General features: G+C 60.9%; 13 protein-coding genes. 1 reads left to right on the forward strand and 12 read right to left on the reverse strand.

Annotated features, from left to right (window positions below):
- Window positions 1-81: 81 nt before the first annotated feature.
- A complete protein-coding gene (locus tag EKL15_RS10625; RefSeq protein ID WP_100397127.1) occupies window positions 82-642 on the reverse strand; it encodes a fimbrial protein in 561 nt (186 codons plus the stop codon).
- A gap of 418 nt (window positions 643-1,060) precedes the next feature.
- Between EKL15_RS10625 and EKL15_RS10630 the strand changes: the two genes are divergently transcribed.
- Window positions 1,061-1,816, forward strand: a complete 756-nt coding sequence (locus EKL15_RS10630; protein ID WP_100397128.1) for a winged helix-turn-helix domain-containing protein — start codon at window positions 1,061-1,063, stop codon at window positions 1,814-1,816.
- A gap of 72 nt (window positions 1,817-1,888) precedes the next feature.
- Here the strand turns inward: EKL15_RS10630 and EKL15_RS10635 are convergent, their stop codons facing one another.
- The 11 genes from EKL15_RS10635 to fes all read right to left on the reverse strand — a co-directional run bounded on the left by EKL15_RS10635 (window position 1,889) and on the right by fes (window position 16,167).
- Window positions 1,889-2,380, reverse strand: a complete 492-nt coding sequence (locus tag EKL15_RS10635) for a hypothetical protein (RefSeq protein WP_100397129.1) — start codon at window positions 2,378-2,380, stop codon at window positions 1,889-1,891.
- Window positions 2,361-3,185 (reverse strand): winged helix-turn-helix domain-containing protein, encoded by an 825-nt coding sequence (locus tag EKL15_RS10640; RefSeq protein WP_232734452.1) that lies wholly within the window; start codon window positions 3,183-3,185, stop codon window positions 2,361-2,363. The genes EKL15_RS10635 and EKL15_RS10640 overlap by 20 nt, the downstream gene beginning before the upstream one ends.
- A 229-nt stretch (window positions 3,186-3,414) precedes the next feature.
- The gene (locus EKL15_RS10645; RefSeq protein ID WP_100397130.1) at window positions 3,415-4,032 is read right to left on the reverse strand and encodes a DUF2238 domain-containing protein; all 618 of its coding nucleotides are present in this window, start codon (window positions 4,030-4,032) and stop codon (window positions 3,415-3,417) included.
- Between the two features lie 121 nt (window positions 4,033-4,153).
- Window positions 4,154-5,218, reverse strand: a complete 1,065-nt coding sequence (locus EKL15_RS10650; protein ID WP_060425210.1) for a YncE family protein — start codon at window positions 5,216-5,218, stop codon at window positions 4,154-4,156.
- 60 nt (window positions 5,219-5,278) lie between these two features.
- Window positions 5,279-6,139 carry an isochorismatase gene (locus EKL15_RS10655; protein WP_100397131.1) on the reverse strand — a complete coding sequence of 287 codons (861 nt, stop codon included), beginning with the start codon at window positions 6,137-6,139 and terminating at the stop codon, window positions 5,279-5,281.
- Between the two features lie 3 nt (window positions 6,140-6,142).
- Entirely contained in the window at window positions 6,143-7,771 is a 1,629-nt protein-coding gene (locus EKL15_RS10660; RefSeq protein WP_100397132.1) for a (2,3-dihydroxybenzoyl)adenylate synthase, read from the reverse strand.
- A gap of 7 nt (window positions 7,772-7,778) precedes the next feature.
- Entirely contained in the window at window positions 7,779-8,984 is a 1,206-nt protein-coding gene (locus EKL15_RS10665) for an isochorismate synthase (protein WP_203089450.1), read from the reverse strand.
- A gap of 212 nt (window positions 8,985-9,196) precedes the next feature.
- Window positions 9,197-10,453 (reverse strand): enterobactin transporter EntS, encoded by a 1,257-nt coding sequence (gene entS, locus EKL15_RS10670; RefSeq protein WP_047729313.1) that lies wholly within the window; start codon window positions 10,451-10,453, stop codon window positions 9,197-9,199.
- 176 nt (window positions 10,454-10,629) lie between these two features.
- The gene (locus EKL15_RS10675) at window positions 10,630-14,574 is read right to left on the reverse strand and encodes an enterobactin synthase subunit F (protein WP_203089451.1); all 3,945 of its coding nucleotides are present in this window, start codon (window positions 14,572-14,574) and stop codon (window positions 10,630-10,632) included.
- A 32-nt stretch (window positions 14,575-14,606) separates the two neighbouring features.
- Complete coding sequence (locus EKL15_RS10680) at window positions 14,607-14,813, reverse strand: MbtH family protein (RefSeq protein WP_048325765.1); 207 nt, start codon at window positions 14,811-14,813, stop codon at window positions 14,607-14,609.
- Complete coding sequence (fes, locus tag EKL15_RS10685) at window positions 14,788-16,167, reverse strand: enterochelin esterase (RefSeq protein WP_072271055.1); 1,380 nt, start codon at window positions 16,165-16,167, stop codon at window positions 14,788-14,790. Before fes ends, EKL15_RS10680 begins: the two co-directional genes overlap by 26 nt.
- Window positions 16,168-16,441 lie beyond the last annotated feature (274 nt).

Below are 16,441 nucleotides of genomic sequence, written 5' to 3' on the forward strand. Positions count from 1 at the left end.
ATTATCCCTTGTAAACAGGAATTCATTCAGGGAAAAAGCATGCGGGTTAGCCCGCATGCTGGCATTATCCAAATAAAGCGATTATTGGTAGTTCAGCGCGAAGTTAACTACGCTGCTGAATGCGCCAGGGACGATGGTATCCAAAGCACCACCGTTACCCTTCAGGAAGGCGGTGAATTCCAGAACTGCTTTCTCTTGACCTGCCTTAATACCCTGGCCCGCAGTCGCTTTGCCCAGCTCAACCACGGCATTGCTGTTTGCATTATCGGTCATAACGATACTTGCGCCTTTGGCAGTACTGCCGCTGCCCAGCCCGATCATTTTATTATCGGTGCCGGTTGCGCCACCAGGCTGGCCGGTGAAGGTCGTTTGCACTGTCTTCTGCGTGGCGCTGGTACAGTCTTCCAGCTCGATCTTAACCGGCTGTTTTAATTCAGATGCGCGACCGTCTTTCAGGCTCAGGTTAGAGATTTGCCCCATAGGAATGGTTTGATCGATATTACCCGGTGCAATAGAGCATGGCGCATCGATGATTTCACCGGTGAAAGTGATGGTACCGCTACCCTGGTTCGCTGCCTGGGCCATCATGGAAGAAGTGCCGAAAGCTAGCACGGCGGCAATCATAATTTTGTTCAGTTTCATATAAGTCCCTTACATTCCTTAGTAAACAGTGGAGTAAATTAAATCCGTAAGTCACCGAGGCAATGCGGCAGTGTTTTCATTTTCTGTGCGTTGCCTCGATGGCTAATACGCTGCATTTGGCGCCCCGTATCAGTGGGAACAAATTTACATCCTCACATCGTCAAATGAAACGTTATGCTTAAAATAGACAAAAACACAGTTTTTAAATCTAAAAAATACAAATTAAATAGATTTAAAATCCAAAAAATAGATTTTAATTATCGATATTTATTTTAAAAAACTTGTAAACAAACAAATATTTCACCTCTATTATAACAATAGAGAGAAAAATCCTATTTACGACCAGGTAAGAGGATTGAAAAAAAGACATGCAGCCATCAGAATAATCTCTCGACAGGAAAGTTGACGGGAAAGAGAAATGATTTTCATCATAAATGACATCGTCCTTTATAATGAGGAGGACGGCACATTGGCGCATATCGATAACGCCAGCAATAAAATAGCTTTACTTAAGCCCAGCGCCAGGCTGTTATCGATGTTCATTCGTAATAATAACAATCTGTTGCTGCGGGAGAGATTGCTTAATGAAGTGTGGGTCGAACATGGCCTGAAGGCTTCGAATAACAACCTTAATAATTACGTCTCCGGTTTGCGGAAGTCTTTGGCGCAATGCGGTACAGAAGATATTATCGTGACTTATCCCCGCCAGGGGTTTAAATTCAGCGCCATTAGTATTCACGAGACAGATTCAAATCAGGGGAAATATAAGAAAGATCATAAAAACACGTTGGAAACCACCACCATTCCGCCACCGGAAAATAAACAGCCGGGTATCCGGCGCTCGCTACAGAGATTAATTATGATCATGGCGGCCTGTCTGGTACCTTTTGCTGCCATCGTACTGTATCAAAACAGCACGCGCATTAATGTTTATCCTTTGGGAAGCTTCGGGAATTGCCAGATTTACAGCATGACGTTAGGCAGTGGCGATTTAGGTCAAATCAAACGGGTCATACAACGCGCTGGTTTCAGTTGCCAAACGCGCGCCGACGTTTATTACTACGATAATATCCGCAGTGAAGACTCAAAAAGCGGCAAGGAACAATTGACCTTTTGCCCACGAGATATCAACGGCCCCTGTGTCAATAAGCTTATAGATAATAACGACATCTAAATTAATTAATAAATCACCCGGGATTATGAATCATAACCTTGCCCCCGATCGTGCCGGGGGTACAGGTTGTTCTTATGAGGATGTCACGCAGACATAATATGGCGCATGGTTATCCACAAACAGATAATGGCGTGCGTCCATTTTTTCAATACGCAAGTGAATCGTCTGCCCTTCCATTGGCAAACTGCGGTTCAACGCCTCGTCTTGTAGCGTGTCCGGCGGTTTTTTGATATTTTCCCGGACCCGAAATTCGTAGTTCCCCCCCCACTTTCGGTAGTCTATCCCCAGGGAACGCTCAATGATATAACGCTTACCATCGTACAACACGCTACCATTAAACAATATGGTGGCATGCCTCACCCCATCAGGAACCACACTCACCAACAGCGTTCTCTCCAGCATTTTTCCTTCATATTGGTTGACGAAACGTTCAACCGCCGTACATTGCGGAATTTGCGGTTTAAAAAATAAAAAATAAGTAGAAACGCAGCAAACAAGCACAGCCACCGCCGCAACTATGGCGTAACGATGGCGATATGCCGAGCTATAAACCCCAGCTTTCATAGTAGTTCTCGCATTGTACCCTGCCAGAGGTCATCGCCTCCTGCGGACAATAATAGAAATAAGACGCCCTGACACGCCCGCTGGCATTGGGCACCAATGCCTGACTGTCATAATAAAGCAACGTCGCCGGTTCGCCGCAAGTTGCCGTTTTCTTTTCTTGCAACATCCTCTTCAGGTGGTTCAGGTCGATCTCGCCGGGACCGACACTGTGATAGGAGGTAATAAATTGCACATCGCAGCTTCCTATTTTTCCCACCGTCATCAAACTTGCCGCAGGATATCCCGTTTCCTGCCAGGCCCAGATCCCGCTTCCTGCGGCCAACAGCAGCAACCCGCTCAGCCCAATGCGTTTGAAGCGCGTCAATCTAGCCGCAGGCTCTGCAGCAGGCGCGGCCTCGCCGACGAGCGCCGCGTTCTGCACCATCAGCGCCTCCGCCTGGCTATCTGTCGTCTTCAGCTCGCGGGCGGTAAACATGAAACCCTGCCGCGGCAGGGTGGCAATAATCTCTTCCTCGCCGAGCGAAGAGAATGCTTTGCGCAGAATCGAAATGGTGTTGTTGAGGTTGTTGCCGGAAGCGACCTGGCCATGCGCCTCCCACACCTGTGTCAGCAGCGTATCGCGGGAAAGCACCAGGTTATTGTTGCGCACCAGGGCGGAAAGCAGGCGGTTCAGCGTGGCCGTCAGCACAATCGGCGGAATGTCGTCATGCAGCGAGATCAGCTCCGATCTATCTTCATGATATTTAATATTATTATTAATTATGTATCTCATAATTCCCTGCGCGATAAACTGGTTAACGCCCATTAGCCCCTATCAAACGTGGCAATATTAGCATAGCGCAAATGATAAGAAAATTCTTAACAGAAGGAATAAAATACAATAAAAACAAATACATATTCAATCTCACCATACAATTCACAGAGTGAATTTTGCAGCCTTTTTCTAATTCAATGCACGCATAAAGTGGATTAACAAACTGAGCATAAATAAAAAAACCCGCCATAAGGCGGGCCTGAGCAACGTCGGAAAATACTCAGCGCAGGCGGCGAATTTGCCGGTCTTGCCAACCGGCGAACAGCAGCAAACCGCTTAGCGCGCCGAGCAACGCGCAGAACATGTCGGACTGGGTATCCCACGGATCGCCCTGGGTGCCGAGAAACTCGTCGGCGCCCTGGCCCAGCGCCAGCGCCGCCCACCACTCGATCAGCTCATACACGGCGCTGATGGCCAGCGCGATGCAGCACACCACAAAGCCCAGCATCTTGCGGCCCTGCACATAGCCGCCGCGCAGCAGGATCTCGCGCGCCACCAGCGCCGGCACCAGCCCCTGGAAGAAATGCCCCAGTTTGTCGTACGGGTTGCGGCCAAGATCCAGCCACTGCTGCACCTCAAACCCCAGCGGCACGCGGGCGTAACTGTACATGCCGCCGAAAATCAGGATCAGCGCATGGAAGAAAATCAGCGTATAGAGCAGCGGCGTCAGCGGATAACGGCGATGGGTCAGCCACAGCAGCGGCAAGGCGATCAATACCGGCGCCACCTCCATCAGCCAGGTGGTGCGATCGTAAGGGCGGATGCCGCTGTGGATCAGCGCGGCCAGCAGCAGCAGGGTGATAATGGACAACAACAGCGGGGTGCGCGAGGCGGGCATAACCAACGTTCCTTCGGGTTAACGGATCAATGCACACTTTATACCGCAGATCCTGGGGCGAAAAAAAACAGGCGGAGCGTCGCCGCTTCGCCTGTTCGGTGTGCGCTTACCCTGAGCGGGATTATTTCAGCGCTACGCGGATCACGTCGTCCGGCGCGGTGGCTTCTTTCTCGCGGCTGGAAGCCTGCTTGACGCTGACGTACAGCGTCTGGCCGTCCGGCGACAGCGCCAGGCTGTTCGGGTGGGTCGGCGTCTTGATAGTGTTCAGCACCTTGTAGCTCTTGGCGTCGATTACGCTCACTTCGCCCGCCTGGCGATGGGTGACGTAAACTTCATTGCGCGCCGGGTTGAACAGCACCGCCAGCGACTCCGGCACGTCGATCTTGCTCAGGATGTTGCCGTTGCGGGTATCCACCACCAGCACCTGCGGCTGCTTGGAATCGGTGATGAACGCGCGATGGGTAGCGGTATCCAGGCTGATGTTCAGGAAGAAGTGCTCTTTGGACTCATCCAGCTTCTTGCGCGACAGCACCTTGTTGGATTGGGTGTCGATGGTCACCAGCTCGCCGTCGGCGTTGGTGACGTACAGGCGCTTGGCGGCGGCGTCCAGCGCCAGGCCGGTGCCGTATTTGCCGGTGTCGGTCACGGTGGCGCGCAGGGTCAGATCCTTGCCGTCCACCACCCACACCACGCTGGATTCACCCAGCCCGGTGATGTACAGGGTATCGCTGTCGGCATCCGCCACCAGTTCGCGCGGCGCCAGCGGCTTGACGGTCTCGGAACGCTTGCGCGCGTCCAGCACCAGGCGGCCTTTCACGTCGCCGGTCTTGGCGTCGATGGCGGTCACCGAGTTATTGACGGTGTTGCCGAAGAACAGCGTGCCGGTCTTGGCGTTGACGGCGGCGCCGAACGGTTTGATGTCGTTATGGATAATTTGGGTCACGTCCAGCGTGGTCGGATCCAGACGGTAAACGATGCCGCCCTTGTCCAGCTTACGGCTCTGCGACGTCGCCAGGTAGAGCGCGTTCTCGCTCGGGCTGTAGGCCATTTCATAGGCGCCCTTGCCAACCGGCTTGCGCAGCACTTCCGGCGCGGTCTGCGCCAGCAACGAGTTAGAGAACAACAGCGTGGACAGTAGCATCAGCGGAAATGCCGCACGTTTTCCCTTGGTTATCAAAGTATTCATCGTAATCTCCTTATAGAGCCAACGGGGCGGCCGCTCGGCCGCCCTCTTTCGTTATTAAAATCAGGCTTTCTCTTCGGAAAGCAGCGCCCACCAGCTGTCGATGGTCGGGTTGCGCGCCAGCGCGATAAAGTCGATGTCGCCGCGGATCTTGCGCCAACGGGTCGCCAGCTCCATGATGCGCACCGAATCCAGACCGTAATCGATCAGGTTCTCATCGTTGCCCATGTCTTCGCTGTCTTCGTCAAGCAGCGGCAGGATCTGCTGACGCAGCGCATCGATGCTGGCGATACCGGCAGCCGGCAACAGAGAGGCGGTGGTCACCACCCGGCCGCAGCGGCCGGCGGTGTAACGCAGCGCCATCAGGTGTTCGTCGCGCGAGAAGTCCGCCAGGCCGTCGGCCACCATGAACGGCTGGATATTGCGCATGAAGGCGTCGATGGCGGTGGTCAGGCAGCCGATGTGCGCATACACGCCACAGATGATCAGCTGATCGCGGCCGGACTCCTGCAGGATCTCCTGCAGCGGCGAGCGGAGGAAGGCGCTGTAGCGCCATTTCACCAGCACCGTGTCGTCTTCGTCCGGCGCCAGCGCGGCGGTCACCGCCTGCTGCTCAGGGTGTTTGTTCAGGCCCGGCCCCCACATGTCGTTCAACAGCGCGCGATCTTCATCGCTCTGCTGGTTCGGCTGCGCGGTATAGAACACCGGAATGCCCTGCTGTTTGCAGTAGCGGCGCAGGTTGGCGATGTTCTCCACCACCTGTTTAATCAGCGCGCTGTCTTCGCCCCAGAAATTGAGGAAATACTGCTGCATGTCGTGGATCAGCAGCGCGGCGCGCTGCGGTTCTACCTGCCAGGTGACTTTATTTTGCGGCAGTTCGTCCGCCGTCGGCAGCGCGTAATCATTAAGTTTTGGAATGGCCATCGATTAATCTCCCTGAGCCTGAGTCTGTAGTTGCGCGTCGAGCTGCTGGCGCAGCCGTTTTTTGTCCACTTTGCCGACCGGGGTCAGCGGCAGGCTGTCCACCTGAATAAAGCGATCCGGCAGTTTGAAGTCCGCCACGCCCTGCTCGCGCAGGTGGCGACGCAGCACCACCGGCTTCAGCGGCGCGTTGGCGATGATATAGGCGCAGCTCTTCTCCCCCATCAGCGCGTCCGGCATCGACACCAGCGCGGCGTTGATCACGTCCGGATGACGCAGCAGCAGGTTCTCGATCTCCTCGGCGGCGATCTTTTCCCCGCCGCGGTTGATCTGGTCTTTCTGCCGCCCCTGCACGGTGATGTAGCCGTCTTCGCTGATGCTGATCAGATCGCCGGAGCAGTAGAAACCGTCGGCATCGAAGGCGTCGGCGTTGTGCGCCGGGCTCTGGTAGTAACCGCGGAAGGTATAAGGCCCGCGCGTCATCAACCGCCCGACCTCGCCCGCCGGCAACGGATTGCCGTCGTCATCCGCCACCCATACTTCGTCGTCCGGCGACATCGGCCGCCCTTGCGTCGTCAGGATGTGGCGTTCGTCGTCGTCCAGCCGGGTGTAGTTCACCAGCCCTTCCGCCATGCCGAACACCTGCTGCAGTTGGCAGCCGATTTCGTTCTGAATGCGCGCCGCCAGCGTTTCGCCCAGCTTGGCGCCGCCCACCTGCAGCAGTTTCAGGCTGGCGAGCTGGGCATTGCCGCCCCACTCTTCGATCGCCTGCAGCCACAGCGTGACCGCCGGCGGTACCAGCGCCGTCACGTTGATTTGGTGCTGTTCGATCAGGCGGAAGCACTGCCCGGCGTCCGGATCGGCGGCGAACACCACCAGCCCGGCGCCATAAAACACGCCCAGTACGCCCGGCGAACTCATCGGGTAGTTGTGCGCCACCGGCAGCGCGCACAGATAACGGGTCTGCGCGTCGAAACGACAGATCTCCACGCTGCGGCGAATGCTGTAGTAGTAATCATTGTGGGTGCGCGGGATCAGCTTCGGCGTACCGGTGCTGCCGCCGGAAAGCTGGAAGAACGCCACCTGATCGGCCGCGGAAGGCTGCGCGACAAAACCGTCGCTCGCCTCGTCCAGCCAGGCGGCCAGCGCCAGCTCGCCCTCGGGCTGGCTGCGCAGCGCCACAACCCGCAGCGAAGGATGCGCATCGCGGAAGGCGTTCAGGAATTGATCGTCGGCAAACAGCGCATGCTGGCGATCGGCGATCAGCAGCGCCGGTTTGATCTGCTCGGCATAGGCGTTCAACTCGCTGCGCTGATGGCTGAACAGCGCGTTGACCGGCGCCACGCCAATTTTCAGCAGCGCGAAGAACACGATATAAAACTCCGCCACGTTGCCCAGCTGGACCAACGCGGTGTCGCCGGATTTCACGCCGCGGCGCAGCAGAGCGGCCGCCAGGCGATCGGCGCGCTGCTGCAGCTCGCGGTAGGTCAGGCTGCCCTGGGCGTCGATAATCGCCGGGGCGTCGTTGTTGGCCTGGCGATCGAGGATCTCGGTCAGCGGCTTGTCAGTCCAGTAGCCGCGTTCGCGATAGCGGCTGGCGAACTCCGCCGGCCAGGGGGTAAAGGCAATGCTCATCTTGTCGTTATCCTTGATTCATACCAAAGGCACGCAGAATGGTGCTGAGTTTGGTGCCTGTTTCATGCCATTCAGATTCGGGTGAAGAGTCTTCCACGATGCCGGCGCCGGCGAACAGCCGCACCCGGTTGCCGTCAACAGTGCCGCAGCGGATAGTCACTACCCACTCGCCGTTGCCTTCGTCGTCGCACCAGCCGACGATGCCGCCGAACAGGCCGCGATCGAACGGCTCCAGCTTGCCGATCAGGGCGTGCGCCTCGGCCGTCGGCATGCCGCACAGCGCCGGCGTCGGGTGCAGCAGGCAGGCCAGCGACAGAGCATTTTCGTCTGGAGACGCCGCCTCGCCGTCGATCGGCGTAGAGAGATGCCACAGCGTCGTGGTGGTCAACAATTCAGGGGTGTGCGGCACGTTCAGGTAACGGCAGCGGCCGGCCAGCACGTCACGCATGCTTTCGGTGACGATGCGATGCTCGTGGCGATCTTTCGCCGAGGCCATCAGCCGCTCTCCCACTTCGCGATCGCGCTGCGGGTCGGCCTCGCGCCGGGCGGAACCGGCCAGCGGGTTAGAATAGAAACGGCCGTTGTCTTGGCGCAGCAGCAGCTCTGGGCTGGCGCCCAACAGCGCACCCTGCTCCAGTGGCACATGGAAATGGAAACCGTGCGGGTTCTGGGCAATCACGCGCGCCATCAGCGCATGGCGATCCACCGGCTGGCGCGTTTCGATCTCCAGCAGGCGCGACAAGACCACTTTATCCAGCTCACCGGCCTTCATCGCGTCGACGGCGTCGCTGACCATCTTCATAAACGGCTGCTGCGGCGGCAGCTCCGTCACGCCGGCCAGTTCAGGGCCGTTCGCCGGCGGCCGAACGCCGGCCATAAAGGCGGCGCGATCGAACCAGCGGCTCTGCTGCGGAATAAACAGCGCCGAAGGCTGCCGGGTATCGAACGGGATGGCGCCGCACAGCAGCGGTTTTTTGATACCAGCCTGACGGGCCTCGGCAAACGCCTGCCGCACGCTGCGCTGGAACTCGCCGTTCAGGTCGGCGCCGTCTGCGGCCGGCAGGCGAATGCGGCTGAAACAACCGGTGGTGGTCAAGCTGCGGAAAGGAGAGGTAAAGAAGAAGCCCGACGCCGGAGAAAAATCAGCGGCGAACCGATGTTCTTCGCGCTCCTGCATTTCCTTTCGATTGATGTCGTTCACGGCAGTATCCATCGCTTCGCCCTCAAGGATTTGAAGTGATAACCAATATAATAATGATTATCATTTGAGTTAATTCCGCGCTAAATTACTCGCCGATATTTGCTATGTCAATAAACGTAAGCACTTCTTTCATTTCGAAATCATGACATAAACGCTGTGGGTTTTACGCATGCCGATGATAAGCATTGCTATTTGATCCCACAGCGTTGTCTTAACGCGTTCGACTACTTTTCTGTGGCGGGCTGCGGCTCCGGTTTGTGCAGCGTCACCTGGCGCAAACCGGTCATGGCGAACAGCAACAGGATGCCGAGCACCGCCGCGCCGAAGCCGAAACCGCTGGCGCTCATCGCCGGCAGCATGAAGGCGCCCATCGCCCCCAGCAGCAGTGCGCCCAGCGCATCGCCCACCACGTTCTGCGCCGTCCACAGGCCGTTGATGCGGCCGAGGAAGTTGTCCGGCGTCAGGCTCTGGATCAGGCCGTATTGCAGCAGCGAGTTCAGCGCGCTCAGGTAGCCGAACGCCACCAGGCACAGCAACGCCAGGCTGTACCACGGCATCAGGCCGAACAGGCCAATGGCGGCGAACGCCGCGATCGCCGTCAGCAGCATCACCCAGCCGGGGCGCGCCACGTGCGCCACGCGCCCGCTGGTGAACGCACCGATGGCCGCGCCGAGCGGCACGGCGGCGTACATATAGCCGAGGTGGGCAGCGTCGATGTGCCAGCTCTCCGCCATCGCCGGGTACAGCACGCGCACCGCGCTGGCCATGGTCAGCAGCGCGCCGATCAGCGCCACCATGCCGATCACCTTGTTCTGGAACAGGAAGGCGAAGCCGCCCGCCAACGCGCGCAGCGGGTGTTCACGCGGCTGCGGCGGCGGCATCAGCTGCGGCAGGCTCAGCAGCGGCAGCAGCGTCAACAGGGTGCCAAACGCCGCCAGGCCGTAGTTCCAGGCAATGCCCATATGGGCAATCACCAGGCCGCCAATCGCCGGGGAAAGAATCGAGCCGAAGCGTACCGTCAGCATGCTGATGGCGCCCGCCTGCACGATGTTTTCGCGGCCCACCAGCGCCGGCGTGGCCGCCAGCAGCGCCGTCACCCCCACCGCGCCGAAGAAGCCGTCCCACACCGCCAGCAGATAAATGGCCGCCAGCGAAGGTGACGGCAACAGGGCGTTGAGGCACAGGCCGACGAAGCCGACGCCGCAGGTGGAACGCGCGAACAGGATCAGCCGGCGCCGCTCATAGCGATCGGCCAATACGCCTCCCATCAGCAGCCCGGCGAACATGCCGCCGCCGGCCAGCGTCACCGCCAGCCCGACCTGCAGGGTGGAACCGGTCAGCGCCTGGATCTGCACCGGGATGGCGATCGCCATCAGCCCCAGCGCCACAATGGAGATAAAGCGCGCGCAGAATACCGCGCGGAAAGCCCGGTTGGTTTTCAGCAGGCTAAAATCAAGCAGGATGGAGGGTTTGCTACTCATCGGTTGTTCACCACATCTTTAAACGGGGATTCTGCAGTTGCGGGGCGCTATGCTAGCACAGATGGCGAAATCAATAATGATAATAAAACTCATTGATATTCAACTGTGAGCAACCGCAAGAAACGCCGCCACACGCGGGGTAATCCCCGTGCCTGGCGGCGAGATGACCGGCGCGATTACAGCGTGCGCAAGATCCGGTTCAGCAGCGGCCCCAGCACTTTGAACGACGCCGGCGAAACGATATCGACATGCGCGCAGTCCAGCTCGTGCGCCTGCAGCGCATCGACGTACTGCGACCAGGTCTGCTGCACGTCCATGCCTTCCTGCAACGTACGTTTGGCGACGAACAGCGTCGCCTGACCGCGGAAGCGGGCGGTGCGCGTGTGCGACAGCAACCGCACTGAATCGGCGTAGTTGGCTTCGATGTTGTCGAACATCGCGGTGCGCGTCTCGCCCAGCGCCGGATCGAGCGTATCCTGCGACACCGCCAGGAACTGCTCGCGCTCGCGCTGCACTTCCTTCAACACGTTGTCATCCAGCATCACGTCCCAGTTTTGGGTCTCCGGCGGATAGGTATCCAGCAGGCCGAGGAACGCCACCTGCTCACCGCGCGCCTGCAGCCGGGCGGCGATGCCCTGCGCCAGCGTGCCGCCCAGCGAGTAGCCGATAAAGTGGTACGGCCCGTGCGGCTGTACCTGCAACACCGTCTGCAGGTGGGCATCCACCACCTGATCCATATCTTCGCTCAGCGCCAGCGGGCCGTCCGGCCGCGGCGACTGGATACCGACCAGCGACCAGTGCTGATCGAGATAGCGCGGCAATACGCTAAACTGCCACGAGAAACCGGACGCCGGGTGCAGACAGAACAGCGTCGGCCCCTCGGTGACGCGCAGCGGCAATACGCTGTCGAATCCGCTGCGATCGGCCTCTTCCTGCGTGCGATCTTCCGCCAGCAAGGCCGCCAACTGCTCAACGCGCGACGCCACCATCACCTGGCCGACGGACACCGCCTTGCCCAGATCGCGGCGCAGCTCTGCCGCCAGACGCATCGCCAGCAGCGAATGGCCGCCGAGCGCGAAGAAATCGTCGTCGGCGAACACCTGCTCGCGCTGCAGCAAGCGGGCGAACACCGCCGCGATCTCGCTTTCCAGCCCGGCCTGCGGCGGCCGTCCTGCCTTGCGTTCACCGCCCTGCGGCTGCGGCAAGGCCTTGCGATCCAGCTTGCCGTTGGCGCTCAGCGGCAAATCGCTCATTTCCACCAGCGCCACCGGCACCATGTGCGGCGGCAGGCGGTCGGCCAGCGCCGCGCGCAGGGCTTCCGCATCCCAGTTCGCGCCAGGCTGCATCACCAGATAGCCTACCAGCTGGCGCGCATCGCCGCCGGCGTCCACCGGCGTGCCCTGCAGCACCAGCGCGTGCGTCACCGCCTGGCGCACGCCCGGCAGCGACAGCAAGGCATGGTCGATTTCGCTCAGCTCGATACGCTGCCCGCGGATCTTCAGCTGATCGTCGCTGCGGCCCAAATATTCCACCGCGCCGTCCGGCAGCCAGCGCGCCACGTCGCCGGTGCGGTACATGCGCCCGCCCTCGCCGAACGGATCGGCGACAAAGCGGCTGGCGGTCAGATCCGGCCGGCCAAGGTAGCCGTGCGCCAGCTGCACGCCGGTCAGATACAGATCGCCCGCCACGCCCGGCGGCACCGGCCGCAGGCGCGCGTCAAGAATGCGCAGCCCGGTGTTCCACACCGGCAGACCGATCGGCACGTTGGCGCCGGTCACCTTCGCCAGCGCCTCGCCGTAGGCCGGATGCCAGCTCACGTCCACCGCCGCTTCGGTCGGGCCGTAGAGGTTGTGCAACGGCACCGCCGTGCGGCTTTGCCACAGGCGGCACAGCTCCGCCGGCAGCGCTTCGCCGCTGCAGAACACCTGGCGCAGCGCGGCGCAGCTCGCCACCGCCGCGTCGTCGTCCAGGGCGGCCACGAAAGCCGCCAGCATCGACGGCACGAAGTGCAGCGTGGTAATGCGGTGTTGCGCGATCAGCTGTTGCAGCTGCTGCGGATCGCGATGCGCCTCCGGCGGGGCCATCACCAGCCGGGCGCCCACCATCAGCGGCCAGAAGAATTCCCACACCGAGACGTCGAAACTGCACGGCGTTTTCTGCAGCACCGCGTCGTCCGCCCCCAGCGGATACTGGTGTTGCATCCACAGCAGGCGGTTGACGATCGCCTGATGGCCGACCAGCACGCCTTTCGGGCGCCCGGTGGAGCCGGAGGTAAAGATGATATAGGCCGCATGGTCCGGCGTCGGGCCCGCGATCGCCACCCCGGCGGCGTGATCGGCCGTCAGCGGCGCGTCATACAGCAAGATTTCGCCCTTGTCGGCGAAACGCGCCTGCTGCGCCGGGTTGGTGATGACCAGCCGCGGCGCGGCGTCTTCCAGCATCATCGCCAGCCGCTCGTCCGGATAACCGGTGTCCAGCGGCAGATAGGCGGCGCCCGCTTCCACGATCGCCATCAACGCCAGCGACAGGAACACCGAACGCGGCAGCGCCACCGCCACGATGTCGCCCGGCCGCACGCCCTGCGCCACCAGCTCGCGCGCCAGCGCCGTGACCTGCTCGCGCGTTTCGCGGTAGGTAAAGCTGAAATGCCCATCCGCCAGCGCCGGCGCGTCTGGCGTGGTTTGCGCCTGCTGCGCCAGCAGCTGGCTCAGCGTGGTCGCCGGCACCGGGTGCACCGTGTCGTTGACCCGCGCCAGCAGCGCGTGATCGTCGGCGGTCAGCATATCGGCTTCGCCGATCGGCAACGTTGCCTGCGCGGCGAACTGCGCCAGCAGCAGCGGCAGCCGCTGCAGGTGCGCCTGCAGTTCCTGGCGGCTGTATCGCTCGGCGTTGGCCAGCAGTTCCACCTTCAGGTGATGGTGCTCGTCGATAAACAGCGCAATCTCCAGATCGCGCACCGGCCCGGAGGCCAGATCGTGGGTGATGCCTTCGATACCGGCGAAGTCCAGCTGGTAATCGAACATTTTGAAGTTGAAAACCGTGCCGTACAGCGGTTCGCCGTCGCCGATGCGCCCCAGATCGCGCTGCACCTGTTCGGCGTCGTAGCGCTGATGGCGGCGCACCGTTTTCAGCTCGCGGCTGATGCGGGCGGCGGCCTCATACAGCGTGGCCTGCGGCTCGAGGTGCATCTCCATCGGCAGCACGTTGATCACCGGGCCGGCGGCGCACAGGGCGGCCGATCCGGTACGGCGCATGAAGATAAAACCGGCGCTGAAGCTCGGTTGGCCACTCAGGCGCGACACCCACAGCGCCACCAGCGCCACCGCCATATCGGCGGCGTTCAGCTTCTGCTGCGCGCCGCACTGCACCAGTTCGGCAAAGGCCTGCGGATCGCAGCGCTGTTCCAGCCGGTGGATGCGCGGCGTGGGGGTTTGCCCGGCCAGCGGCTGCGGGCAAAGGGTCGCCGGCGGCGGCAGCTGCCGCGCTTTTTCGAGCCAGAAATCGGCGTCGCGCTGCCAGGCCGGCGCCTCCCGGTAAGCCTGGTATTCCGCCACCACGTCGCTGAACGCCGTGAAAGGCGTCGGTTCCAGCGCGTCGCCGTGGCAAAGATGGGTGTAAATCGCCGCCACGCGGCGAGCGATGGCGGTGAAGCTGAAACCGTCCACCAGCAGATGGTGATAGCGCTGATACCAGAACCAGCGGTCATCCGCGAGGCGCATCACCACATGGCGATACAGCGGCGCGCCGCTGCCGGCGCGCAGATCGCTCGCCAGATCGATATCCATCAGCGCGCGCGCGGCGGCTTCGGGGTCCGGCGACGTCGTCAGATCGACGAGTTCCGGCTCGTGCACCGCCAGCGCGTCGTCCAGCCATTGCACCGGCACGCCGTCGCGTTCCGCAAAACGCAGGCGCAGCATGTCCACCTCGCCCAAGCCCTGGGTAATGGCCTGCAGCAGAGGCTCTACGGCAATGGGGCCGTTGAGTTCGATGGCGTGGGCCACCGCGTAGGCATTGGGATGCGGGGAAATTTGATCGGCGACCCAGATGCCGGGTTGCGCCGCGACCAGCGGCCATTCGCCCGCAAGCGCCGGGCCGCTGAGAGAGTTAGGGGTGTGTGACACTGCTTATTGCTCCCGTGATTACCTGGCGCCGGTCACGCCTCGCGTGCTGCGACCGGCAGAATGTCTTGCCAATGCTGCTCCAGCCATTCGGCGCACGCAGTGCGCGCCGCCGGGCCGAAGACGATCGTCCACTCGGACGGAATGGCGCGGAAATCCGGCCACAAACTGTATTGTTGTTGTACGTTGCGCAGCACCAGGCTGCGCTGCTGTTGATCATCGAACGGATTCAGGCTTTCCATCATGTGTTCCTCGTGCCGTTGCCGTCGCCGATGCCGGATAAGCGGTGGCGAAAGCGGAAGCCCAGACCGCCTGCAGCCCGTCGGTCAGGCCGCTGCGCCAGCACAGCGCGTCGTGCCCGCCTTCCACCACCCGGTAGTGCACCCGATGGCCGGCGTCGCTCAGGCGCGCCGCCATTTCGCCGCTGACCCGGTGCACCAGCTTTTCCTGCGAACCGGCTTCCATAAATACCTTCAGCGCGCCGTGGTTGCCCAGGCCGTGTCGTTCCACCTGCTGCATCAGCCAGCAGGCATCGTCGGGAATGCTCGGCAACTGCAGCATGTCGCGCCGCGGCCACCAGTAGGAACCGGACTGGGTGATCACCGCGCCGAAGCGCTGCGGCCAGCGCAGCCCGGCATACAGGGAAGCCAGGCCGCCAAAGCTTTGCCCCGCCACCACCGTATCGGCCGGTTTGTCGCTGTGCGGCGCCCAGTCGGCCAGCTGCGGCATCAGTTCTTCCTGCACCGCCAGCCAGAAGTCGTCCTTGCAGGTCAGTTCGCGCGACCGGTGCGGCAGATCGATAATGTCGATCAGCACATACACCGCTTCCGGCAATGCCCCTTCACGGGTCAGCTGCATCAGCGGCTCCCAAACCGGCATCTGCTTCGCCCAGAACTGGCCGTCGAGCAGAATAGCCAACGGACGCTCGGCCGGCTTGCTGTCACCGGTGGTGTAGATCCAGACATCGCGGCTGTTGCCCAGGCGCTCGCTTTGCCAGGTATGGCGCTGCAAACGCGCCGGCAGCGGTGGCGTACAGCGCCCGCTGGCGATCTCGTACTCGTCGAACGAGCGCCATACCGGCTGCGGCGGCGCATCCGGCATGTGCAGGCCGGAGACGCTGTGGCCGCTGGCGCTTTGCCAGGAGCGATACGGGTTGAGCAGATCGGGGGTGGCGCTGGCGAACACCTGGTGCCACCAGTGGCGCAGGTTGTGCATGTTGGCGTGCGCATCGTCGCCGCTGAACGCCGGCGGCCGCTCGTCAAAGCAGGGGATAAAGCAGTAGCTGCCGCGCCAGGCGCCGCTCAGCTCGGTCTGCCAGTACCACACGTCGGTGCCGGCCAAACGCTGCAGGCTTTGCGGCGGATTCGGCTGATGATGGTCGGTCAGGCAGTTGATGTTGATCCACACGCGACGGTAGGCGGAGGTCAATTCGCATCCCTGAGGATCGCGCCAGAAAAAGGTGGTTCGCCAACGGCCGTTACCCGCCGGTTCTACCCATGGCGTACCGCGTCGTGCCACCGTCAACCACCACCCTGGACTGCCCGCATTGCTGCTGGCCAATAATCTGCTGCTTTCTGACTGTAGTTCTGTATTCACAACGCCTACCCATTTTGTAGTTGGCGGCACCGGGAACGTCGACTTTTCCCTATCGCCGGCCACCGCCCGAACGCACTGTACGCCAAATACTATTGATAATAATTTGCATTTGCAATAGTGTGTAAGGCTTGGAGATCGTGCTGGTATTGCGCGCAACGGACAGGGATCGGGGATACATCAATGGCATCCCTTGCCGCAGCCGATTTTCTATTTCCGACTACACAAAAACTACAACCGCCCTTCCCCCCGTTCGGCGAGGGATGGCAGCAAGGTA

Source organism: Serratia sp. 4542, from assembly GCF_016805595.1.
Lineage (GTDB): Bacteria > Pseudomonadota > Gammaproteobacteria > Enterobacterales > Enterobacteriaceae > Serratia > Serratia nevei.

Coding starts and splice junctions, on each gene's coding strand:
- EKL15_RS10630 (WP_100397128.1), top strand. CDS start 1,061: ATGATTTTCATCATAAATGACATCGTCCTTTATAATGAGGAGGACGGC.
- EKL15_RS10660 (WP_100397132.1), bottom strand. CDS start 7,771: ATGAGCATTGCCTTTACCCCCTGGCCGGCGGAGTTCGCCAGCCGCTAT.
- EKL15_RS10635 (WP_100397129.1), bottom strand. CDS start 2,380: ATGAAAGCTGGGGTTTATAGCTCGGCATATCGCCATCGTTACGCCATA.
- EKL15_RS10640 (WP_232734452.1), bottom strand. CDS start 3,185: ATGGGCGTTAACCAGTTTATCGCGCAGGGAATTATGAGATACATAATT.
- EKL15_RS10625 (WP_100397127.1), bottom strand. CDS start 642: ATGAAACTGAACAAAATTATGATTGCCGCCGTGCTAGCTTTCGGCACT.
- EKL15_RS10680 (WP_048325765.1), bottom strand. CDS start 14,813: ATGGAAAGCCTGAATCCGTTCGATGATCAACAGCAGCGCAGCCTGGTG.
- EKL15_RS10665 (WP_203089450.1), bottom strand. CDS start 8,984: ATGGATACTGCCGTGAACGACATCAATCGAAAGGAAATGCAGGAGCGC.
- entS (WP_047729313.1), bottom strand. CDS start 10,453: ATGAGTAGCAAACCCTCCATCCTGCTTGATTTTAGCCTGCTGAAAACC.
- EKL15_RS10645 (WP_100397130.1), bottom strand. CDS start 4,032: ATGCCCGCCTCGCGCACCCCGCTGTTGTTGTCCATTATCACCCTGCTG.
- EKL15_RS10655 (WP_100397131.1), bottom strand. CDS start 6,139: ATGGCCATTCCAAAACTTAATGATTACGCGCTGCCGACGGCGGACGAA.
- EKL15_RS10650 (WP_060425210.1), bottom strand. CDS start 5,218: ATGAATACTTTGATAACCAAGGGAAAACGTGCGGCATTTCCGCTGATG.